The 22,164-nt window shown below is 64.6% G+C and carries 18 protein-coding genes; 6 read left to right on the forward strand and 12 right to left on the reverse strand.

What is annotated here, in order from left to right; translation table 11 throughout:
- The first annotated feature begins 389 nt into the window (after nt 1-389).
- Entirely contained in the window at nt 390-2,846 is a 2,457-nt protein-coding gene (locus AC3ITW_RS19370) for an ATP-binding protein (RefSeq protein ID WP_016487840.1), read from the forward strand.
- A 66-nt stretch (nt 2,847-2,912) separates the two neighbouring features.
- Here AC3ITW_RS19370 and radC read toward each other — a convergent pair whose 3' ends face one another.
- The 6 genes from radC to AC3ITW_RS19400 all read right to left on the reverse strand — a co-directional run bounded on the left by radC (nt 2,913) and on the right by AC3ITW_RS19400 (nt 10,576).
- A complete protein-coding gene (gene radC, locus AC3ITW_RS19375; protein WP_016487841.1) occupies nt 2,913-3,422 on the reverse strand; it encodes a RadC family protein in 510 nt (169 codons plus the stop codon).
- A gap of 351 nt (nt 3,423-3,773) precedes the next feature.
- Nucleotides 3,774-4,838 carry a PDDEXK nuclease domain-containing protein gene (locus AC3ITW_RS19380; protein ID WP_016487843.1) on the reverse strand — a complete coding sequence of 355 codons (1,065 nt, stop codon included), beginning with the start codon at nt 4,836-4,838 and terminating at the stop codon, nt 3,774-3,776.
- The gene (locus AC3ITW_RS19385) at nt 4,835-6,034 is read right to left on the reverse strand and encodes a tyrosine-type recombinase/integrase (protein WP_014603550.1); all 1,200 of its coding nucleotides are present in this window, start codon (nt 6,032-6,034) and stop codon (nt 4,835-4,837) included. The genes AC3ITW_RS19380 and AC3ITW_RS19385 overlap by 4 nt, the downstream gene beginning before the upstream one ends.
- A 229-nt stretch (nt 6,035-6,263) precedes the next feature.
- The gene (lpdA, locus tag AC3ITW_RS19390) at nt 6,264-8,072 is read right to left on the reverse strand and encodes a dihydrolipoyl dehydrogenase (protein ID WP_012512172.1); all 1,809 of its coding nucleotides are present in this window, start codon (nt 8,070-8,072) and stop codon (nt 6,264-6,266) included.
- A gap of 108 nt (nt 8,073-8,180) precedes the next feature.
- Complete coding sequence (gene aceF, locus AC3ITW_RS19395; RefSeq protein ID WP_012512173.1) at nt 8,181-9,893, reverse strand: dihydrolipoyllysine-residue acetyltransferase; 1,713 nt, start codon at nt 9,891-9,893, stop codon at nt 8,181-8,183.
- 167 nt (nt 9,894-10,060) lie between these two features.
- A complete protein-coding gene (locus AC3ITW_RS19400; RefSeq protein WP_006394728.1) occupies nt 10,061-10,576 on the reverse strand; it encodes a DNA-deoxyinosine glycosylase in 516 nt (171 codons plus the stop codon).
- 186 nt (nt 10,577-10,762) lie between these two features.
- On the opposite strand from AC3ITW_RS19400, the gene AC3ITW_RS19405 reads away from it, so the two are divergent.
- From AC3ITW_RS19405 to glpK, 3 genes are all read left to right on the forward strand, one after another.
- Nucleotides 10,763-11,398, forward strand: a complete 636-nt coding sequence (locus AC3ITW_RS19405) for an OmpW/AlkL family protein (protein WP_012512174.1) — start codon at nt 10,763-10,765, stop codon at nt 11,396-11,398.
- Nucleotides 11,399-11,585: 187 nt separating this feature from the next.
- A complete protein-coding gene (gene glpD / locus AC3ITW_RS19410; RefSeq protein WP_012512175.1) occupies nt 11,586-13,067 on the forward strand; it encodes a glycerol-3-phosphate dehydrogenase in 1,482 nt (493 codons plus the stop codon).
- Between the two features lie 93 nt (nt 13,068-13,160).
- On the forward strand, nt 13,161-14,660 hold the full coding sequence (gene glpK, locus AC3ITW_RS19415; protein WP_006394869.1) for a glycerol kinase GlpK: 1,500 nt from the start codon (nt 13,161-13,163) through the stop codon (nt 14,658-14,660).
- A 69-nt stretch (nt 14,661-14,729) separates the two neighbouring features.
- On the opposite strand, the gene AC3ITW_RS19420 is transcribed toward glpK, so the two are convergent.
- Entirely contained in the window at nt 14,730-15,524 is a 795-nt protein-coding gene (locus AC3ITW_RS19420) for a MetQ/NlpA family ABC transporter substrate-binding protein (RefSeq protein WP_006394939.1), read from the reverse strand.
- A gap of 26 nt (nt 15,525-15,550) precedes the next feature.
- The gene (locus AC3ITW_RS19425; protein ID WP_012512177.1) at nt 15,551-16,522 is read right to left on the reverse strand and encodes a helix-turn-helix transcriptional regulator; all 972 of its coding nucleotides are present in this window, start codon (nt 16,520-16,522) and stop codon (nt 15,551-15,553) included.
- Nucleotides 16,523-16,601: 79 nt separating this feature from the next.
- Here AC3ITW_RS19425 and AC3ITW_RS19430 point away from each other — a divergent pair, with 79 nt between their 5' ends.
- Complete coding sequence (locus AC3ITW_RS19430; protein WP_012512178.1) at nt 16,602-17,216, forward strand: LolA-like protein; 615 nt, start codon at nt 16,602-16,604, stop codon at nt 17,214-17,216.
- Nucleotides 17,217-17,322: 106 nt separating this feature from the next.
- Entirely contained in the window at nt 17,323-18,099 is a 777-nt protein-coding gene (locus AC3ITW_RS19435; RefSeq protein ID WP_012512179.1) for a DUF481 domain-containing protein, read from the forward strand.
- 115 nt (nt 18,100-18,214) lie between these two features.
- Here AC3ITW_RS19435 and hemC read toward each other — a convergent pair whose 3' ends face one another.
- The 4 genes from hemC to AC3ITW_RS19455 form a co-directional block, all read right to left on the reverse strand.
- Nucleotides 18,215-19,126 (reverse strand): hydroxymethylbilane synthase, encoded by a 912-nt coding sequence (gene hemC, locus AC3ITW_RS19440; RefSeq protein ID WP_012512180.1) that lies wholly within the window; start codon nt 19,124-19,126, stop codon nt 18,215-18,217.
- 585 nt (nt 19,127-19,711) lie between these two features.
- A complete protein-coding gene (locus tag AC3ITW_RS19445) occupies nt 19,712-20,443 on the reverse strand; it encodes a LytR/AlgR family response regulator transcription factor (protein WP_006395075.1) in 732 nt (243 codons plus the stop codon).
- A gap of 10 nt (nt 20,444-20,453) precedes the next feature.
- Nucleotides 20,454-21,497, reverse strand: coding sequence for a sensor histidine kinase (locus tag AC3ITW_RS19450; protein WP_489389841.1), 1,044 nt, complete (start codon nt 21,495-21,497; stop codon nt 20,454-20,456).
- Between the two features lie 3 nt (nt 21,498-21,500).
- On the reverse strand, nt 21,501-22,160 hold the full coding sequence (locus AC3ITW_RS19455; RefSeq protein ID WP_006395138.1) for an alpha/beta hydrolase: 660 nt from the start codon (nt 22,158-22,160) through the stop codon (nt 21,501-21,503).
- Nucleotides 22,161-22,164: the final 4 nt, after the last annotated feature.

Below are 22,164 nucleotides of genomic sequence, written 5' to 3' on the forward strand. Positions count from 1 at the left end.
CTTTCTCCTGACAAAAGAGGTTTGCTGTTCACACCGCACACCGGATTTCTAGATTCGGAGCCCAGCCTTTCGGCTGTTTGGTGCGGTCGGCACGAGGAACCCGGTTGGCCCTGTTGCCACCGTCTTTCCTGAGTTCATCGCCCGCGGCCAAAGGAGCGCGCGGACGGGGGCCGTCAAGGAGCCAAGCGCAGGGTGGGTGCGGCCCGCAGGCGCAGCCGAGGACACGGCCCTGCGCGCCTTGACGGCACACGGGCGCGGGCTACGGTCGCGGGTAAGGTGATGAAGTCAGGGGAGACGGCTGGACAAGGCAACGGCCATCCCTTTGTGCTGACCGCACGCAAGCGAAGCGCGCAGGCCCGAAGCTGGAAGCCGGGCCGTAGGCGTCAGCGATGCGGAAGGCTGGCGAAGCCAGTCCCGCCAGGGATGAGCGACTAGCGAACCTGGAGCAGCGCGATCCGCGAAGCGGAGACGCAAGAGGACTCTTCGTTTACCATTTGTTTCGCAAGCTAATGATGGGAAAGCAAGAACACGGAGATCTAGAGATGATTGTCTGCATCAACCGCCTCAAACAGTTCGGAATCTTCAGCGACTTCAATGGAACGAAGATCCAAAAGTTCGGCCGGTACAACCTGGTCTATGGTTGGAATGGAACAGGCAAGTCAACGTTATCGAATCTATTCTCTTGCTTTGAGCTTCGCTCGATGGTTCCCCGCTTCAGCACGGGCCAATTTTCAGTAGTTCTGGAGGATGGCTCAACGATCACGGAATCCACACTCCACTCATCCCAATTGAATATTCATGTTTTCAATCAACGCTTCGTGCATGAGAACATTGATTGGGACAAATCCGTAAAGAGCATCCTTCTTATTGCGAAAGAGAAGATTGATGACTTGCAGAAGCTGGAGAAGCTGAAGAGCGAGCTTCAGTCGAAAAAGAAGGCTCACGACGACAAGCAAAGCGATATCAAGAAGCAGCGTGAGGCATTAGAGAAGTTCCTGACCAATGCTGCCAAGAAAATGAAGCTTGGACTTCAGGCGATTGATACGAGCGACAGTTATTACTTGAATTACGACCGCCGCAAGCTCTCCAACTTCATACAGAATAACGGCGAGACAATTATCAAGGCGGAGTCGGTTCTTCCAGATGAGAGGGTTATCGACCTTACGAATGCCGCCAAGCCAGATCAGCTTCCAAGCATTGCTTTCGCCTCAACGGCCATTGAGCCGGACTACTTTAAGAAAGCGGCGGGCCGCATCAGAGATTTGATTGGGACTACGGCGGTCAATCAAGCAATCCAGCGGCTTACCGATAACCCGGACATCCGCGAATGGGTTCAAGCAGGCTTGGAAATCCATAAAAACCACGACTCGCAATCCTGCGAGTTCTGCGGCTCTCCGTTCGCCCAGCTTCGTGCCGAGGCGCTTGCTGCCCACTTCAGCAAGGAGTTCACGGAGTTTCAGAGCCGACTTCAGAATGCGGCGACATGGATTGAATCTCAAGGCGCTCCAGCTAATCAGTTTCCCGCATCGACCGAGTTTTATAAAGAACTATCGGCCGAGGCAGAAAAGCTTCAAAAGGACTACGCAACTGCTGCTGAAAAGATCGACCAGCAAATGGACGCCTGGCGGGAAGCCCTGAAGGCCAAGATCACAGACCCTGGGAAGACAGACATTCAGATCTCGGATGTGGTTGAAGACGATGTCACCAATTTCAATGACATCCTGAAGTCGATTGTTGCTCTCGTTGGAAAGCACAACAATAAGACTTCAAATTTCAAATCTGAGACCTCAAAAAGCAAGGTGGCACTGGAGCTTCACTTTGCTGCGGCTGAGGTGCAAGAGTTTGACTATGCTGGAAGTGAGAAGAAGTGCAATGACCTTGAGTCAGAAGCAAAGAACGACCATAAGGAAATTGAAAAAATTAGTCTAGAGGTCGGAGCCATAGAAGCGGCGCTCTCGAATGAAACGGTCGGGGCAAAGGAGTTCAATGACATCCTGCATCGCTTCATTGGCCGCTCTGAGCTTTGCCTGAACTTCAATCAGAAGAAGAAAGGCTATGAGATCATCAGAAACGGGGTTGGTGAGCACGATGGGAATTTGAGCGAAGGTGAGAAGACTGCGATTGCATTTGTCTATTTCATCACGAAGCTCAAAGAAAATGGAAATAACATCAAGGATACGATCGTCGTCGTTGACGATCCGGTCTCAAGCTTTGATTCTAATCACTTGTTTCACGCCTACTCGTTTTTGAGAACGCAATGCACTGAAGCCAAGCAACTTTTTGTGCTGACTCACAACTTCACTTACTTTAAGCTAGTGAGAGACTGGTTCACTGGCACCAATAGGAATCGAGTCAAAAAAGGCAACGCCGAGAATTGCTTCTTTTATCGCCTGGATGCGCCACCTGGCTCCCCTCGTCACTCCCTACTTGTGGATGCCGACGACTCACTCAAGAACTACGGTTCCGAGTACCACTATATCTTCAAGAAGCTTTACGAATATAGGGCGCACACGACACTCAATCGAGATGAGGCGTTCTTGACCGCCAACCTCGCCCGAAAGCTTGTTGAATCGTTTTTTACCTTCAAATATCCAAGGCGGCGAAGCGACATTAGTCAATTGATGGAGGCTGGCCTAAAAGATTGCACCATCACGACACCAGAGCTTAAAGAAAAAATCTACCGCTTTATCAATAAGTATTCACATAGCGACGTTATTGAGATAACAGAGGAATCCGCAGAAAACTTGGCAGGCGAAAGCCACAGCGTCATCGGGAACATCTTCCAGTGGCTGGAAGAGGTGGACAAGAAACATTACGACGAGATGATTCAGGTTGCGACGGCCTGAGCATCAGGCCGCGAGGGCCATAGCTATGCCACCAGGCGCAGCAAAAAGGGGCCGAAGCCCCTTGGGCTAGATCAGCCCATGCTCGGCGAACGATGCCGTTTCGTTGCCCGCAACGATGATGTGATCGAGCACGCGCACGTCCACCAGACCCAACGCTTCCTTGAGCCGCTGGGTCAGCGCCCGGTCAGCCGCGCTCGGCTCGGGGTTTCCGCTCGGATGGTTGTGCGAAACGACGACCGCCGCCGCATTGAGCCGCAGCGCCTCCTTGACCACTTCGCGCGGATACACCGACGCACCGTCAATAGTGCCGTGGAACATCTCCCTGTATTCGATCAGACGATGGCGCGTATCCATGAACAGCACTACGAACACCTCATGCTCGAAGCTGGCCAACTTTGTACGCAAGTATTCCTTGACCGCCGCCGGCGAAGTGAACTCTGCTCCGCGCTGCATTTTCCGGTCAATGACCTGGCGCGCAGCTTCCAGAATGTCGTCGGCCGATGCCGGTAGATAGCGCCCGTGCGCGTCGCGCACCAGCAGACAGGAATCGAACGAGGGAAAGGACAGTTGCGACATGATCGTGCTCCGGTTGCTCGGGCGGAATTGCCCGGAACCGGCGGCAGCACGGCGCAGCGCAAGCAGTCAGGGGTCGCAGACGGCCGCCAGGACGCAAGCGCGCATGGCGCGCGCCGCCCTTGACGGCGAGAACGCCGTGATACGGTGAAGGGAACAGCAAGACCGCCCACACCCGCCCACTGCACAGAGTCGATTTTTGGCAAGCGGAGCGCGCAGGCCCGGATCAACGAGCCGGGACGGAGGCGTCAGTGATGGAAGCCCGACAGGGGCGAGACTCGCGCAGCGAAGCTCGATGCGCAGCACGACAGCGCGACGGCGGCACGCCGGGACGCCCGACTGCTTGGGACAGGACTACTCGTTGTCCGTCTTGCGCTGCTCGATTTGCAACTGCGCCCGTTGCGTTGCCTGTTGCAGCCGCTCCACCAGCACGCCCCTCGGCGGCAAGGCGGTCAGATACTCGGCAACGTGGATGCCGGACTTGTCCAGCTCCAGCAATTCGATCTGCTCGCGCTTCTTGCCGGTGCAAAGGATGATCCCGAGCGGCGAGGCTTCCTCCGGCTCCCGTTCGTGCTTGTCTAGCCACCGAAGGTAAAGCTCCATCTGCCCTTTGTAGGCCGCCTTGAAGTCACCTACCTTCAACTCCACCGCAACCAGCCGCCGCAGCTTGCGGTTGTAGAACAGAAGGTCAAGGTGGAAATCCTCGTCGTCGATCGGAATGCGCTTCTGCCGGGCGACGAATGAGAAGCCCGCGCCCAGCTCCAGCAGGAAGGACTCCATTTCACGGATGATCGCCGCTTCCAAGTCGCCTTCCTGCCAAGTGTCCCGCAGGCCCAGGAAGTCGAGGATGTACGGGTCGCGCATGACCAGGGCCGGCGACATGCGCTGCGCATCGCGCAGGGTCGCCAACTCCTGCGCTATGGTTTCTTCCGGCTTTTGGGAAAGCGCCGTGCGCTCGTACAGCATCGAGTCGATACGCTCGCGCAGCGTCCGCACGCTCCAGCGTTGGGTGCTGGCCATCTGTGCGTAGTAGTCCCGCTGGAGCGGGTCTTTCAGCGGCATCAGGGCGATGAAGTGCGTCCAGCTCAATTCTCGTATCAGTGATACGAGAATTCGCTCGTCGGGGAAGGTGGCGGCGAACTGCACCATGCGGCGCAAGTTCTGCTCTGCAAAGCTGCTGCCGTACTCCTCCACCAACTGCGCAGCCAAGGTGGGCAGAACTTCCTTGCCGTAGGCGCCCCGGCGCCTGTCCAAGACCTGCGTGTGGATGCGTTGGCCGATGCGCCAGTAGAGCATCGTAAGCTCGCTATTCACCGTCGAGGCGGCGCGCTTGCGCGCCGCCTCGATCAGTGCCCGAATGTCGCCCAGCAGCGCCGCGGGCGCTGCGAGCGATGCTGCTGATGGCCGGCGCCCGTTCATGCCACCGCCTCCGCAAGCTGCCGCGCGCCCGTGATGGCTTGGCGGCGGCTGGCCACCAGCTCGGCCGCCTCGCGCACCGGCTTGTCCTCGGTGTGGACGTAGTGCATGAACATCGCCACGGTCTTGTGGCCCGTCAGCTTCATTCCCACTTTGGTCGGCACACCGGAATTGGCAATGTCGGTGGTCGAGCGATGACGGATGCCGTGCGTGCCTACGTGCGGCACGCTGGCGGCCTTGAGCGTCCGGCACCAGCCGCCATAGTGCTCGCCAAAGGTCAGGTGCTTGGCCGGGTCGTTCGGCGACGGCAGGACGTAAGGGCAGCCTTCCAGACGCGGCGCCGTCGAAAGCAGCCGATAGGCTTCCTCGCTCATGGGCTTGGAAATGCCGCCAACCTTGCTGTCGGGCCACACCACGCGCCGGTTCTCGAAGTCCAGCCAGCTCCATTCGAGCGGGCAGATTTCGGAGCGCCGCGCCGCAAACTCGAATTGCAGCCGGATCGCCAACGGGATGACGTAGTTCTCCAGCCCCTCCGCCTCCAGTTTCTCCAACTGGCGGAAGATCCGCACCATTTCCTCGTCCACGATGAGCCGGGTTTCCTTGCCCGGCGGGTACATCGGGACGTGGCGGCACGGATTCGTACCGTCCGGGCGGAAGCCCCAGACTTCGGCCAAGTTGAACATCTTGCGCAGCACGCCGAAGGTCTTGTTGGCCTCGGTCGGCTTGTAGGCCAGCTTTTCCATGAGCCCCGCAATGTCGGGCCGCTTCACGTCATGCACCTTCTTGCGGCCCAGCAGCGGGATGATGTTGCGGTCGATGACGCCCTGGTAGCCGTCCTGCGTGCTGACCTTGTTGCGCTTCTTGGAGTAGTCCTCCATGAACTTTTTGCACAACTCGGCCATCGTGGGCGCCTTGCGCGCCTCGGCCTTGGCACCGCCGGGATCACCACCCCGGCGAACCTCGGCCAGCCAGTCCTGCGCTTTGACCCGCGCCTGTTCGACGGTTAGCTCCCCGTAGAGTCCCAGCGAGGGCTTGCGGGGCTGGCCAGAGTTCGTGCGGTACTGGAGCATGAACACCCGGCGTCCCGTCGGGGTAATCTTGCAAAGGAAGCCGGGCACGACGGTATCCCGTAGTTCGATGTCCTTCGCCTGGGGTTGCGCCGACTCTACGGCGGTCTTGGTGAGCTTGATCTTTGCCATGATGACTCCTTGGAACGACCCGGATTCCAGGAGCCAGATAGGAGCGGCGCGAGGGAGAACCGGGTCAAGTTTCAGAAAGCACCGGCATATGATGGACGCGCGTAAGCTATTGATAAACCTGTTGTATCGGGCTACGTCGCAGTCCAGCGAACTACCGGGCTGGAGTCATCGTGAAACAAAAAAACCCCGGCAGAGGCCGGGGCTTTTCGTTCGGAACGGCGCGGGCGCCTTACTTCTTCTTCGGCATGTACAGATCGGTGATCGTGCCGTCGTAGATTTCCGAGGCCATCGCCACCGATTCGCTCAGCGTCGGGTGGGCATGGATGGTGTGGCCGATGTCTTCGGCTTCGGCACCCATCTCGATGGCCAAGCCGATTTCGGCCAGCAGGTCACCGGCATGCACGCCAACGATGGCACCACCGATGATGCGGTGGGACTCTTCGTCGAAGATCAGCTTGGTAAAGCCCTCGGTGCGGCCGATGCCGATAGCGCGGCCGCTGGCGGCCCACGGGAACTTGGCCACGCCGACCTTCAGGCCCTTGGCCTTGGCTTCGGTCTCGGTCACGCCGACCCAGGCGATTTCCGGGTTGGTGTAGGCCACCGACGGGATCACGCGGGCCACCCATTCCTTCTTGTGGCCGGCAGCCACTTCGGCGGCCAGCTTGCCCTCGTGCGTGGCCTTGTGGGCCAGCATCGGGTTGCCGACGATATCGCCGATGGCAAAGATATGCGGCACGTTGGTGCGCATCTGGCGATCCACCGGGATGAAGCCACGGTCGGTGACCTGCACGCCGGCCTTCTCGGCATCGATCTTCTTGCCGTTCGGCGAGCGGCCAACAGCCACCAGCACGCGGTCGAAGGTGCCCTGCGCCAGCGCGGGCGACTGGCCTTCCTCGGCGGCTTCGAAGGTCACGGTGATGCCCTTGGCATCGGCGCTGACGCCGGAGGCCTTGGTCTTCAGGTGCACGTCGATGCCCTGCTTCTTCAGGCGGTCAGCCAGCGGCTTGACCAGGTCCTTGTCGGCGCCCGGCATCAGCTGGTCCATGAACTCGACCACGGTGACCTTGCTGCCCAGCGCGCCATACACGGTGGCCATTTCCAGGCCGATGATGCCGCCGCCGACAACCAGCAGCGAACCCGGCACTTCGGCCAGTTCCAGCGCGTCGGTGGAATCCATCACGCGCTTGTCGTCCCACGGGAAGTTCGGCAGCTTCACTGCCTGCGAACCGGCGGCGATGATGCACTTCTGGAAGCGCAGCAGCTGGGTGCTGCCGTCAGCCGCGGTGATTTCCAGCTCGTTGGCAGAGACAAACTTGCCGACGCCCTGCACGCTGCGGACCTTGCGCTGCTTGGCCATGCCGGCCAGGCCCTTGGTCAGCTGGTTGACGACCTTTTCCTTGTACTGGCGCAGCTTGTCCAGGGTGATGGTCGGCTTGCCGAACTCGACACCGAAATCACCGGCGTGGGCCACTTCGTCGATGACCGCTGCAGCGTGCAGCAGCGCCTTGGACGGAATGCAGCCCACGTTGAGGCAGACGCCGCCGAGGCTGGCGTAGCGCTCGACCAGCACCGTATCCAGGCCGACGTCGGCGGCGCGGAAGGCAGCGGTGTAGCCGCCCGGGCCGGAGCCCAGCACGACCATTTCGCATTCGATGTCGGCCTGCTTGCCGCTGGACAGCGCCGGCTTCGGCGCAGCAGGTTCAGCCGGGGCGCGGTGCGACGGGGTCACCGGCGGCTTGCTGGCCGGAGCGGCCGCTGCCGGGGCCGGCGCGGCGGCCTTGGCCGGGGCTTCGGCGGCACCTTCGGCGTCCAGCACCACGACCACGGCGCCTTCGGACAGGGTGTCGCCCAGCTTGACCTTGATTTCCTTGACCACGCCGGTGGCCGAGGACGGCACTTCCAGGGTGGCCTTGTCCGACTCCAGGGTCACCAGACCCTGATCCTTCTTCACCGTGTCGCCGACGGCGACCAACACTTCGATCACCGGCACATCACTGTAATCGCCGATGTCGGGAACCTTGACTTCAATCGTGGCCATGGTGGGTTTTCCTCGTGCCCGCCCGGCGGCGCCGGCGGGCTGTGTCACTGCATCTGTTCACGCGGCCGCGCAGGGGCGGCGGCCGCACGGTGGGGGCGAAGCGGTGCCTTACAGCAGCACGCGGCGCATGTCGGCCAGTACCTGCGACAGGTACGTGGTGAAGCGTGCGGCCAGGGCGCCGTCGATGACGCGGTGGTCGTAGCTCAGCGACAGCGGCAGCATCAGCTTCGGTGCGAATTCCTTGCCGTTCCAGACCGGCTGGATGGACGACTTGGAGACGCCGAGGATGGCCACTTCCGGTGCATTGACGATCGGGGTGAACGCGGTGCCGCCGATGCCGCCCAGCGAGCTGATCGAGAAGCAGCCGCCGCTCATGTCGGCCGGGCCCAGCTTGCCGTCGCGCGCCTTCTTGGCCAGTTCGCCGGTTTCCTGCGCGATCTGCACCACGCCCTTCTTGTCCACGTCGCGGATGACCGGCACGACCAGACCGTTCGGGGTGTCGGCGGCGAAGCCGATGTTGAAGTACTTCTTCAGGGTCAGGTTCTCGCCGCTGGCATCGAGCGAGGCGTTGAACTCCGGGAACTTCTTCAGCGCCGCGGCACTGGCCTTGATCAGGAAGGCGAGCATGGTCAGCTTGATGCCGGCCTTCTCGTTTTCCTTGTTCAGCGCCACGCGCAGGCCTTCCAGGTCGGTGATGTCGGCCTGTTCGAACTGGGTGACGTGCGGGATCATCGCCCAGTTGCGGGCCAGGTTCGCGCCGGAAATCTTCTTGATGCGCGACAACGGCTGCACTTCAACGTCGCCGAACTTGCTGAAGTCGACCTTCGGCCACGGCAGCAGGTTCAGGCCACCCCCGGCAGCGACAGCAGCACCGCCGGCAGCCGGCACGCCGCCGCTGAGTGCGGCCTTGACGAACTTCTGCACGTCACCCTTGGTGATGCGGCCACCCTTCTCAGTGCCGTTGATCTGCAGCAGGTCCACGCCCAGTTCGCGGGCGAACACACGCACCGCCGGGGTGGCATACGGCACCTTGGCCGGCAGCACGCCATCGGCGTTGAACTGCACCGGCGGGCTGGTCGGGGTACCGGCCGAGGCGATCTCGCGGGCCGCCAGCTTGTCCGGCTGCGCCGGCACAGCGACCGGCTCGACCTTGGTGGCGGTCTCGGCGGCAGCCGGAGCGGCAGCAGCGGCTGCCTTGGTCGGCGCCGGCACGGCAGCGCCCTCGGCCTCGATGATGGCGACCACATTGCCCTGCGACAGATTGTCGCCGACCTTGACCTTCAGTTCCTTGACCACGCCAGCCACCGACGACGGCACTTCCATGGTGGCCTTGTCGCTTTCCAGCGTGACCAGGCCCTGGTCCTTCTTGACCGTGTCGCCGACGGCGACCAGCACTTCAATGACCGGAATGCCGGAATAGTCGCCGATATCCGGCACCAGCGCTTCAACCGCACCACCGCTGGCAGCCGGAGCGGCCGGCGCAGCTGCGGCCGGGGCCGGCGTGCTCTGGGTGGCAGCGGCCGGCGCTGCGGCCTTGGCCGGTGCCGGGGCGGCAGCAGCCGGCTTGGCAGCCTCGCCTTCAGCCACTTCGATCAGCGCCACGACCTTGCCCTCGGACAGGGTGTCACCGACCTTGACCTTGATCTCCTTGACCACGCCGGCCACGGCCGACGGCACTTCCATGGTCGCCTTGTCGCTTTCCAGCGTCACCAGGCCCTGGTCCTTCTTGACCGTGTCGCCGACGGCGACAAGCACCTCGATTACCGGGATATCGCTGTAGTCACCGATATCGGGGACAAGTGCTTCCTTGATTTCGGCCATGGGGATAACTCCGGCAATCTGGTGTAGGGAAACGTCTATTGTGCGGCCAGCGGGGGCCAGCGCCAACCGTTACAGGTGTTTTCAGTACGCACGCAGCCGGGACACGCTGTTGCCCATGGGTTGCGGCTGCATCCAGTCGGTAGCGTATTGTCCGGACGATGTCCGCTTCATGTCGCCAGTGCGTCGGCCACCGGCTGCCAGGCCAGGCGCAGGCGCGGCAACGACCACGCGGCATTGGCCGGGCTGGTGGATGGCAGCGCCAGCAGCGTCGGCGGGGCTTCCAGGCGGGGCAACACCCAGCGCTGGAATGCCTGCAGCGACGCACCACCGTTGCAGCCGATCAGCTCCAGCTCAGGAAGCGAAGCGATCAGTGCCGGCAGCGCATTGGGCACTTCCGTGCCGCGCACGATATCCGCATCCAGGCTGCCGCGCCGCTCGCACTGGCCGATCACATCCCACAGGCCGACCTTTGCCGCCGCCAGGGCCTGCAGCCGTTGTGGGTAGGCCAGTCCTGCGTCAAAGCCGCAGATATCGGCCAGCAGCGGCCAGAAACGATTGCGTGGATGGGCGTAGTAGCGCTGCTCCTGCAATGACGCAACGCCGGGCATCGAGCCCAGCAGCAGCACCCTGCAATCCGCCTTCACCTGCGCTTGCAGGCCGATGCACAACGTTGCTTCGCTCACATCTTCTCCAACTGCATGAATGCCACTGATGGTCGGAAAGCCCATGAAAACAGGCTTTCCGCTCCAGTCGCTGAACAAGGAAAACTATTTTTTAACGCGCGTCGGATTCGATTCATGTTGGGGCGACTACGGTGTGCTCGCCCCGCAACCGGGGGCCCAAAACAAGAAACATTAGGAGATACCCCCATGCGCTCCATCCGTATCCTGAGTCTCGCCCTGCTGACCTCCGCCGCATTCGCGCCGGCCGCTTTCGCCCAGGACAGCAGCACCACCGATACCGCTTCGGGCAAGCATTTTGCCGTGGTTGGCGGCGTCGCGCTGCTGCAGCCGAAGAACGATCCGATCGACGGCATCAAGAAGGTCGATGGCGGCCCGGCGCCGACCGTCAGCTTCAGCTACTACATCAACGACAACTGGGCCGTTGAACTGTGGGGCGCCGCCGACAAGTTCGACCACAAGGTGAAGGGCCCGAACAACGCCCGCCTGGGCAACGTCGAGCAGCAGCCGGTCGCACTGAGCGGTCAGTACCACTTCGGCCAGGCCGACAACGTGTTCCGTCCGTTCGTGGGCGTGGGCTACTACCAGTCCAGCTTCAGCAATGAAACGCTGGCTGACGGCAGCAGCTCCGACATCCGCCTCAAGGATGCGAAGGGCGTGATCGGCACCATCGGCGTGGACATGAACATCAATTCCACCTGGTTCGCCCGTGCCGACGCCCGCTACATGCGCTCGCGCCCGGACGTGAAGGTCGGCGGCGAGAAGATCGGCGAAGCCAAGATGGATCCGTGGACCGTCGGCTTCGGCATCGGCGCCCGCTTCTGATCCAGGCAGTAACTGCTTCATTGATGTAACGCGACGGGCCCTGCGGGGCCCGTCGTCGTTTCCGTCACCCGCGTTCTGTAGAGTCGACTGTCAGTCGACTGCTTTTTCGATAGCCGAGCATGGCTCGGCTCTACAAGAGCAGTCGACTGACAGTCGACTCTACATACACACAGGATGCGGAGGCGCGATGCACGACGTCGACCTGCTGGTGATCGGTGGTGGCATCAACGGTGCCGGCATCGCCCGTGATGCCAGCGGTCGTGGCCTGCGCGTGCTGCTGTGCGAGCAGCACGACCTCGCTGCGCATACCTCCAGCGCCAGCAGCAAGCTGATCCACGGTGGCCTGCGCTACCTGGAACAGCGCGAGTTCGGCTTGGTACGCAAGGCCTTGGGCGAACGCGAGGTTGTTCGCCGACAGGCTCCTTACCTGGTCCGGCCACTGCGTTTCGTGCTGCCCTGGGAACCGCACCTGCGCCCACGCTGGCTGCTGCGCATGGGCTTGTGGCTGTACGACCACCTGGGGCCGCGCAGCCCGGCCTTCCCCGCATCGGGCGCACTGGATCTGCATCAGGACCCGCTGGGCGCACAGCTCTCGCCATCGCTGCGACAGGCGTTCAGCTATGCCGACGCACAGGTCGATGATGCGCGCCTGGTCGTCCTCAATGCGCTGGATGCCGCGCAACGCGGTGCACAGGTACGGGTCCACAGCCGCTGCGTCGACCTGCGCGCCGAACAAGGCCGCTGGCACGTGACGCTGGAAACAGCCGACGGCCAGCAGCAGGCGGTGATCGCCCGTGCCGTGGTCAATGCCGCCGGTCCGTGGGCAGGCGGCCTGTTGGATCGGATGCAGCCGCGCAGCGCCGGCCCTGCCCTGCGCCTGGTGCAGGGCAGCCACATCGTGCTGCGCCGCGCCTGGCCTGACGACAGTGCCTGCCTGCTGCAGCAGCCCGATGGCCGCGTAGTGTTCCTGCTGCCGTTCGCCCACGACCACCTGCTGGTGGGTACCACCGACACCGACTACCGCGGCGACCCGGCGCGCTGCAACGTGCTGCCTTCCGAGGTCGCCTACCTGTGCGAGGCGGCCAACCGCTATCTGCGCGAACCGATCAGCGCGGCAGATGTGGTCTGGCAGTTCGCCGGCGTGCGTCCGCTGCTGGCCGACCCCGACCCGCGCGCGGCGAAGCTGAGCCGCGACTACCGCCTGCAGCTGCAGGTGGATCCGGCACCGGCTTTGCACATACTGGGAGGGAAACTGACAACCTACCGGGTGCTGGCCGAGGAAGCGCTGGAGCTGCTGCGCCCTGCCCTGTCACAGATGGGAGCGGCATGGACCGCAACGGGAGAACCGCTACCGGGCAGTGACTGGGGTGACGCCGGGCAGGCATGCTCGCGACTGATCGCTTTGGCGCCGTGGTTGCCAGCGGACATCGCGCGGCGCTGGGCCGAAGCCTACGGCAGCCGCAGCGTGGCGTTGCTGGAGGGTGCGCAGAGCATGGCCGATCTGGGCGAGGCATTCGGTGCTGGCCTGCATGCACGCGAAGTGGCGTTCCTGCGCGAGCATGAGTGGGCGCATAGCGCCGAGGATGTCCTGTGGCGGCGGAGCAAGCTGGGCCTGCGGCTGGATGCCGCGCAGGCGGCGCGGCTGCAGGCGTGGATGACGCAACGGTAGCGCCGGGCCATGCCCGGCGGATCACGGTGACGCCGGGCATGGCCCGGCGCTACCGATGCATTAGGATTTCCCAATCGCTACCGGAGACGCTGCATGACGCCCCGCTACGTGCTGGCCATCGACCAGGGCACCACCAGTTCGCGCGCGATCCTGTTCGACCGTGCCGGCGACATCGTCGGCAGCGCGCAGCGCGAGTTCGCGCAGATCTTCCCGCAGCCGGGCTGGGTCGAACATGACCCGCGCGAGATCCTCACCAGCGTCTATGCCACGCTGACCGAACTGCTCAGCCGCGGGCAGATCGACCCGCGCCACATCGCCGCACTGGGCATCACCAACCAGCGCGAAACCACCGTGGTCTGGGACCGCGCGACCGGCCAGCCGATCCACAACGCCATCGTCTGGCAGTCGCGGCAGAGCCACGCCATCTGCGAACGGCTGAAGTCCGAAGGACATGAGGCGCTGGTCCGTGAGCGCACCGGCCTGCTGATCGATGCCTATTTCTCCGCCACCAAAGTGCGGTGGATCCTCGACCACGTAGAGGGCGCGCAGCAGCGTGCCGAGCGCGGCGAGCTGCTGTTCGGCACCATCGACAGCTGGCTGGTCTGGAACCTGAGCGGTGGCCAGGCGCACGTGACCGACTACAGCAATGCCGCGCGCACCCTGCTGTTCAACATCCACACGCTGGACTGGGACGACGACCTGCTGGCGCTTCTGGACATCCCGCGCGCGATGCTGCCGCAGGTACGCGACTCCAGTTCGGTGTACGCGCACACCCGGCCGCAGTTCTTCTTCGACCATCCGATTCCGATCGCCGGCATCGCCGGTGACCAGCAGGCGGCGCTGTTCGGCCAGGCCTGCTTCCAGCCGGGCATGGTCAAGAATACCTATGGCACCGGCTGCTTCATGCTGATGCACACCGGCGCGCAGGCGGTACGCTCGCGCAATGGCCTGCTGACCACCATCGCCTGGGGCCTGGACGGGCGCGTGGAGTACGCGTTGGAGGGGTCGATCTTCGTCGCCGGTTCCGTGGTGCAGTGGCTGCGCGATGGACTGCGCATGATCGAGCGCGCCGGCGACAGCCAGGCGCTGGCCGTGCAGGTGCCCGACAGTGGTGGCGTGTACCTGGTGCCGGCGTTTGTCGGCCTGGGTGCACCCTACTGGCGCAGTGACGTACGCGGGGCGATGTTCGGCCTGACCCGTGGCACCCACAAGGCCCACTTCGTGCGCGCGGCACTGGAGGCGATGGCCTACCAGACCCGCGACGTGCTTGATGCGATGCAGTCCGATGCCGGCATCGCGCTGACCGAACTGCGCGCCGACGGCGGTGCGATCGGCAACGACTTCCTGGCCGGGTTCCAGGCCGACATCCTCGGCGTACCGCTGCTGCGGCCGCGGCTGACCGAAACAACCGCCCTGGGTGCGGCCTATCTGGCCGGGCTGGCGGTGGGGTTCTGGACCAGCCGCGAACAGATCGCCGCGCAGTGGGGGCTGGACCGGCGCTTCGAGCCGCAGATGGAAGTGGCCCGGCGCGAGAAACTGTATGCGGGATGGCAGCAGGCCGTGGCGGCCACCCTCGCCTTCCACGTGGATTGAGGGCGGTAGCGCCGGGCCATGCCCGGCGAACACCCATTCCGCCGGGCATGGCCCGGCGCTACCCCAACATCAGAACGCCGGCAGCACCGCGCCCTTGTACTTGGACTCGATGAATGCCTTCACCTGCGGGCTGGTCAGGGCCTTGGCCAGCTTCTGCACGCGGGCGTCGTCCTTGTTGTCCGGGCGTGCGACCAGGAAGTTCACGTACGGCGAATCCTTGCTCTCGATCGCCAGTGCATCCTTGGTCGGGTTGAGGCCGGCATCCAGCGCGTAGTTGGTGTTGATCAGGGCCAGGTCGACCTGGTCCAGCACGCGCGGCAGCATCGCCGAATCCAGCTCACGGAACTTCAGCTTCTTCGGGTTGGCGGTGATGTCGCGCTGGGTCGACAGTGCGTTGGCCGGGTCCTTCAGCTCGATCACACCAGCCTTGTGCAGCAGGATCAGCGCGCGGCTGTTGTTGCTCGGGTCGTTCGGGATCACCACGTCGGCGCCTTCGCGCAGCTCGGCCAGCGACTTGATCTTGCGCGAGTACGCGCCGAACGGCTCGATGTGCACGCCGATCACCTTCACCAGATCGCTCTTGCGATCGCGGTTGTAGGCATCCAGGTACGGCTCGGTCTGGAAGTAGTTGGCATCCACCTGCTTCTGCACCAGCTGGTCGTTGGGCTGCACGTAGTCATTGAACACGCGCACGTCCAGGTCCACGCCTTCCTGCTTGAGGATCGGCTTGACCACCTCAAGGATCTCGGCGTGCGGCACGGCCGTGGCGGCCACCACCAGCTTCTGCGAAGGCTCGCCGGACTTGCCGCAGGCGGTCAGGGCCAAGGCAGCGGCGAGCAGGGGCAGCAACAGGGTCTTCTTCATGGGCAAAAGGGTTCTCGGGGGGAGGGTCAGGAGTTGTCGTAGTTGCTCAGGGCAAGCTCAAGCAGCGCCTTGGCCTGCTCGCGCAGCATCACCGGTTCGACGATCTCGGCATCCGAGCCGTAGTGCAGCACGTCCATCAGCAGTTCGCGGGAGACGCTGTACGGTACCTTCAGCTCATAGCGGCCGTCGGCCAGGAAACGGCCCTGCTGCTTGGAGTGCCAGTGTTCGTCGGCCACCCAGCGAGCGGCCTTGGCGCTGAACAGGATGGTCGCCCAGCCCTTCGGTGCACCGGAGAAGATGCCGTAGCTGGCGCCGAGCTGTTCGTCGAGCTCGCTGTCGGCAACGTCGCGGGCGGTGTTGTCGACTACCCGCGCCTTGTGGATGCGGTCCACGGCGAAGCTGCGCAGGGCCTCGCGGTCGTGGTCCCAGGCATCCAGGTACCAGTTGTCGCGATAGTGGGTCAGGCGCTGCGGCGAAACGGTGCGCTTGGTCGGCTCGTCGGTAGAGCGTGCGCGGTACTCGAACGCCAGCTGGCGGCGCTCCAGCACGGCCGAGGCCACGCTGCGGAAGCTGCCCTCGTCGAACTTGCGGCCACGGTGCGGGATCACCCGCACACGGTCCACCGGCCAGTTGGAGACGCCGGCCTGGGCCGCCAGCAGGCTCTCGATGCGCTGTTGCAGCGGTGCCAGCACCGAGGACAGCACGCCGCCGCCGGTCCGTGCCAGCAGGTGCTGCGAGGCCAGCAGGGCGTGCAGCTCCTCCGAGCTCAGCCACAGGCCGGGCAGCTCGAAGCGGTCACTCTCGTCGGCCTGGTAACGGAAGCCGGCCTCGCCGTCGCCCTCGATCGGTGCCATCAGCGCATCGCGCAGGAAGGCCAGATCGCGGTAGACGGTGGCACGGGAACAACCGAGCTTGTCCTGCAGGGTCGCCACCGTCACCGGATAGCGCGCGGACTTGAGCAGACGATGCAGGGCGGTGATGCGTTCGTATCGGTCCATACCCCCGATTATGTCCGAGTCGCGGGTCTTGTGTGGGACGTTTGGGCTATCGTGGGCGCCCCGCCCCATGGAACACCCGATGCGCCGGTTGCCTGCCCTGCCCCTGCTGGCCTGCCTGCTGCTGGCCGCCTGCGATCGCGCACCGGCTCCGGCCGGCACTGAAGCCGCCGTCCCAGCCGCCGTCCCTGCCTCCGATCCGGCGCAGGCCGTGCTGGCGGCCAGCCAGCGCTTCGCCGCCCTGCGCAGCTTCCATGCCGAACTGGAGGTTCTGGGCGCGCCGCAGCCGGTACGCAGCGCCATGGACTTCGTTGCCCCCGACCGATTCCGGCTGCAGACCGCGGCCGGGCCGCAGACGATCATCGGCGACACCATGTTCCTGCAGGCCGACGGCGGGGTCCGCCAGGTCCCGACCCCGCCGGGCCTGCTCGAGCAATGGCGCAACCCGCTGCCGGCCGATGCCCTGCCCGCCGACCTGCAGGCCGAAGACCTCGGCGGCCAGTCGCTGGATGGAGTCGAAACCCGTCACTACCGGTTGCGCGGCACCCAGCCCGGCGAACGCCTGGAGTACTGGGTGGACGCACAGGGCCTGCCACGGCAGATCGTACGCAGCGGCAGCAGCAACGGCCGCAGTTTCCAGCTGCGCCTGCGCTATTCGCGCTTCAACGACCCGGCATTGCGCGTCGATCTACCCTGAATGGGCGGTGGCAGGAACGTTTCCTGAAGCGGGTTTTGGATCGATTCGGACCGCCATCACGCTTCCAGTATCATCACCGGCTGTCAACCGCTTCGGAGAAGCCCCGATGTCCCTGCGTGTGTCCCTGCTGATCCCCCTGCTGCTGTGCGCGCCGCTTGCGTATGCGCAGGATGCCTCCGAACTGGCGGCGATGTCTTCGCCGTGGAGCGGCAGCGGCGGCGAGCTCGGCTTCGCCTCGGCACGCGGCAACAGCAGCACCGAGAGCTTCAACGGCCGCCTGCGCCTGCGCTATACCGACGGCGACTGGGTGCACAGCATGGACCTGGCTGGCCTGCGTTCCAGCTCCAAGGTGACCGAGACCCGCGACGACGGCTCCACCAGCCGCCGCAACAACACCACCGCCAACCGCTACACCGGCAGTGCCGGCAGTGCGCTGCAGCTGGGCGAGCACCGCCAGCTGACCGCGACGGTGCGTACCGAGCGTGACGACTTCGCCACCTACGACCGCCAGAGTTCGTTCGGTCTGGGTTACGGCACCCGCCTGTGGAACACCGAGCGCTTCTCGTTCGACGCGCAGATCGGCCCTGGTGTGCGCCGCACCCACAGCACCGAGGACGACCGCACCCGCACCGGCATGATCGGCCGCGGCCTGTTCGACATGAAGTACTCGCTGACCGACAACACCGACCTGGTCAACACCCTGCTGGTCGAATCGGGTTCGTACAACACCTTCGGCCAGAACGACTTCGGCGTCTCGGTGAGCATGAACGAACATCTGGCGCTGAAGGCCGGCTGGCAGGCGCGTTACAACAGCGACGTAGCCGCAGACAAGCGCAAGACCGATACGCTGACCACGATGAACGTGGTCTACAAGTTCAAATAAGAAACGGGCGCCAAAGGCGCCCGTTCTTCTTTCGGTAGTGCCGGCCGCTGGCCGGCAACTGCATTCAATCGGGGCACGAGGTTGCCGGCCAGCGGCCGGCACTACCTGCGATGCCTCAGACGTTCAGCAGTTCGCCGGCACCGGCATCCAGCAGCATCTTCGCCACGCGCTGGCCCAGTACTTCCGGGTCACTGGCCGGGCCGACGGCCTCGGCGCGCACCGCGCGGCCATCACTGGCACTGCCCACCAGTCCCTGCAGGTGCAGATCCTGCCCCTGCCACTGCGCGATCGCCGCCACCGGCACGTGGCAGCTGCCATGCAACGCACGGTTCATCGCCCGCTCGGCTTCGACGCAGGCACGGGTCGCCGCGTCATCCAGGCCGGCGAACAGCGCCATCAAGCGCGCATTGCTGCCATCACATTCCACCGCAACCGCGCCCTGTGCCGGCGCCGGCAGCCACTGCGGCGGTTGCAGGCGGGCAACGATGCGCTCGCCCAGCCCCAGCCGTTCCAGCCCGGCCACGGCCAGCACGATGGCGTCGTAGCCGCCGTTGTCGAGCTTGGCCAGGCGGGTGTTGACGTTGCCACGCAGGTCCAGCAGCTGCAGGTCCGGTCGCAGCGCGCGCAGCTGCGCCTGCCGACGCAGCGACGATGTGCCAACCCGCGCACCGATCGGCAGCGCATCCAGCGAGGCGTACAGGTTGGAAACGAAGCCATCGGCCGGATCGTGGCGGGTCAGCATCGCCGGCAGCGCGAAGGGTTCGTCCAGCTCCATCGGCACGTCCTTCAGCGAATGCACGGCGCAGTCGGCCTCGCCACGCAGCATCGCCAGCTCCAGCTCCTTCAGGAACAGGCCCTTGCCACCGATGGCGGCCAGCGAACGATCGAGCACCTCGTCACCGCGGGTGCTCATCGGCACCAGTTCCACATGCAGGCCGGGGTGGGCCTGGCGCAGGCGATCGGCGACGTGTTCGCTCTGCCAGAGGGCGAGCGGGCTCTTGCGGGTGGCGATGCGGACGGTTTCCATCCGGTCATTATCGCGCCTTCGGCGCGGATACGGCCAACGGCGGAGCCCCTCGTGGATGACCGTCGTGAAAGCAACAGCCGCGCTTGGCCGGGTGGGTGGGTCGCGCAGGGGACGCTGCAAGTACGTCCTTGTAAGCTCGTAGGCGCCATCCATGGCGCCTGCGCCCCTGCGCAACCCACCCACCCGGCCCCTGACAGTTTCCGTGTGCGCCAGCCACGGAAGATCAAAAAAAAGAGCAGAAGCAGAAGCAACTGCCGACGGCTTCCGGGGTCAGATCCCTTTTCCGCAGGAAAAGGGATCTGACCCCTCTTCCCAAGCCGATAACAACAATGCTTTTGCTGTCCGATGCAGTGGAGAACGAGAGGGTGGGGCCGGGGTGGGGTTGCGGGACCGTTGGCGCCATGGATGGCGCCATCGAGCCCCCATGGATGGGTTTACGGCGTGTCCCGCCACCCCACCCCGGCCCGACCCAGCACGTAAGAACAACGAGCCGACCAACCTGCTGTTGATGTTGATGTTGCTGTTGATGTTGATGTTGCTTCAGACGTTGCTCGTCAGCAGTCGCGGCCGCAGGCCGCGCGGAACCTACAAATGCCGCAGTTCTTGCTTCAGCGTCGCCACGCAGCGGCGGCTGACTTCCAGCGGTTGCTTGCCATGCCGCAGCACCGCCTGCACCTGCCCACCCGTGCCACGGCGCAGCTCGACCAGTTCGTGGCGCGCCACCAGGCAGTTGCGATGGATGCGGATGAAGCGGCTGGCGAACTCTTCTTCCAGCGACTTCAACGACTCCTCGATCAGGTCCTCGCCGCGCGCGTGGTGCACCACCACGTACTTCTCTTCGGCCTGCAGGTAATGGATGTCGTCCAGCGGAATCAAGCGCAGGCTGCCGCGCAGGCGCGCGCACAGCATGCTGCGGGCCTGCTGCCCGCGGTGGTCCTGCGGCTGGCCATCACGGCCGGCCAGGAACGTGCGTGCACGTGCGATCGCTGCCGCCAACCGCTCGGCACGAACCGGCTTCATCAGGTAATCAATCGCGGCCGCCTCGAACGCCGACAGCGCATGCGCATCGTAAGCAGTGCAGAACACCACCGCCGGGCGCGGCTCGAAGCTGGCCAGGTGGCGGGCGGCTTCCAGGCCATCCAGCCCGGGCATCGCGATATCCAGCAGGACCAGGTCCGGCTGCAGTTCCGCGCACGCGTGCAGGGCCTGCTCGCCGTTGCCGGCCTCGGCCACCACATCCACGCCGTCCTGCGCTGCCAGCAGGCTGCGCAGGCGCTCGCGTGCCAGCGGTTCGTCATCGGCGATGACTACCCTCACGGTCGTCCCCTCACTGGATCGGCACTGTCACCTGGCAGGCATAGTAGCCCTCGCTCCAGCCGGCCGTCATCCGCGCGGTGCTGCCGAAGCGCCAGGCAAGGCGATGGCCGATGCTGTGCTGGGCATGACCCGCGCCCCGCGCCAGGGCCAGTCCCGGGGCCTGCGGGTCGGGCGCCGGATTGCGCACACGGATCTGCAGCTCATTGCCCTCGCGGACGAGCTGCAGTTCGATGGTGCCGCCCTCGGGCAGGCGCGAGATGCCGTGCAGCACGGCATTCTCCACCAGCGGCTGCAGTACCAGCCTCGGCAATGGCAGGTCCCAGGGCAGCGGCTCGTCGCGCTGCCAGTGCACCTGCAGGCGTTCGCCCAGGCGCAGCGATTCAATCGACAGGTAGCGCTCGGCCAGCTCACATTCGTCGCGCAGGGTGGAATCGCCTTCGCCCGCACCCAAGGCTGCGCGGAACAGATCGGACAGGTCGAGCACCGCGCGCTCGGCCACTTCCGGGTCGCGATGCAGCAGGCTGGCGATCAGGTTCATGCTGTTGAACAGGAAATGCGGGCGGATCCGTGCCTGCAGCGCATCGGCCTGCGCGCGCGCGTTGGCCTGCACCTGTGCGGCCCAGCGATCACTCACATAGAAGTAGCGCAGGGCCAGCGCGGTAATCAGTGCGGTGGTTGCGGCACTGCCGAGGGTGAAGCGCCAGAAGCTGATGCCGCTGGCGAAGTTGTCCCCCAGCACCGCATACAGGGCGTGGACGATGCCGGCACAGACCACCGCGATCAGCGCCGCCAACGCAATCGCCGCGACCGCGCCCAGCATCTGCGGCAGCTTCGACAGCGCCTGCCGCAGCAGGCACAGGCTGGCGGTTACCGCCAGCGCCAGCCACAGCGCGAAGCCACTGGCCGACAGCAGTTCGCCAAAGGTCCAGTGGCGGCTGCCGTCGGGCGCCAGGGCCAGCACCACCACCACCAGCTCGGCCAAGCCGAGCATCGCCGCCAGCCGTGGCAGGCGGCACAGTTCCGGCATCCACGGCGGTGTGCTGGCCGGAGGCATGGCTCAGGCGGCGCCCAGGCGTTCCTGCAGCCAGTCACCCAGCGCCTGGATTTCTTCGGCGCAGACCTGGTGGGCCATCGGGTAGCTATGCCATTCCACCACCAGGCCCAGCGACTGCAGTGCCTGCGCGCTGTGCGCAGCCACTGCCTGCGGAATCACCGGATCGGCGCTGCCGTGGGCCATGAACACCGGCACCTGCACGGCACCTTCAATACGCTTGGCGGTCTCGGCTTCGGGCAGGTAGGTGGAGAGCGCGATCAGGCCGGCCAGCGGCGCGGTACGTGACAGCGCGGCGGTGAGGATGACGGCACCGCCCTGCGAGAAACCGGCCAGGAAGATCTTCTCCGGTGCGATGCCGCGTTCGATCTCACGGGCGATCAGCGCATCGAGCTGCAGCACCGATTCCTGCACGCCGGTCATGTCGGCACGCGATCGGAAATCCATGCCGACGATGTCGTACCAGCCGCGCATCGGCACGCCGTTGTTGATCGTGATCGGCCGCACCGGTGCATGCGGGAACACGAAACGCAGCGCCGGCCAGTGCGGGCGTACCAGTTCCGGCACGATCGGCGCGAAGTCATGGCCATCGGCACCAAGGCCATGCAGCCAGATCACCGACCACTGCGGCGAAGCGCCGGTTTCCTGTTCCACCGATTGCAGCATGATG

This window comes from Stenotrophomonas sp. KH_052 (assembly GCF_057838755.1).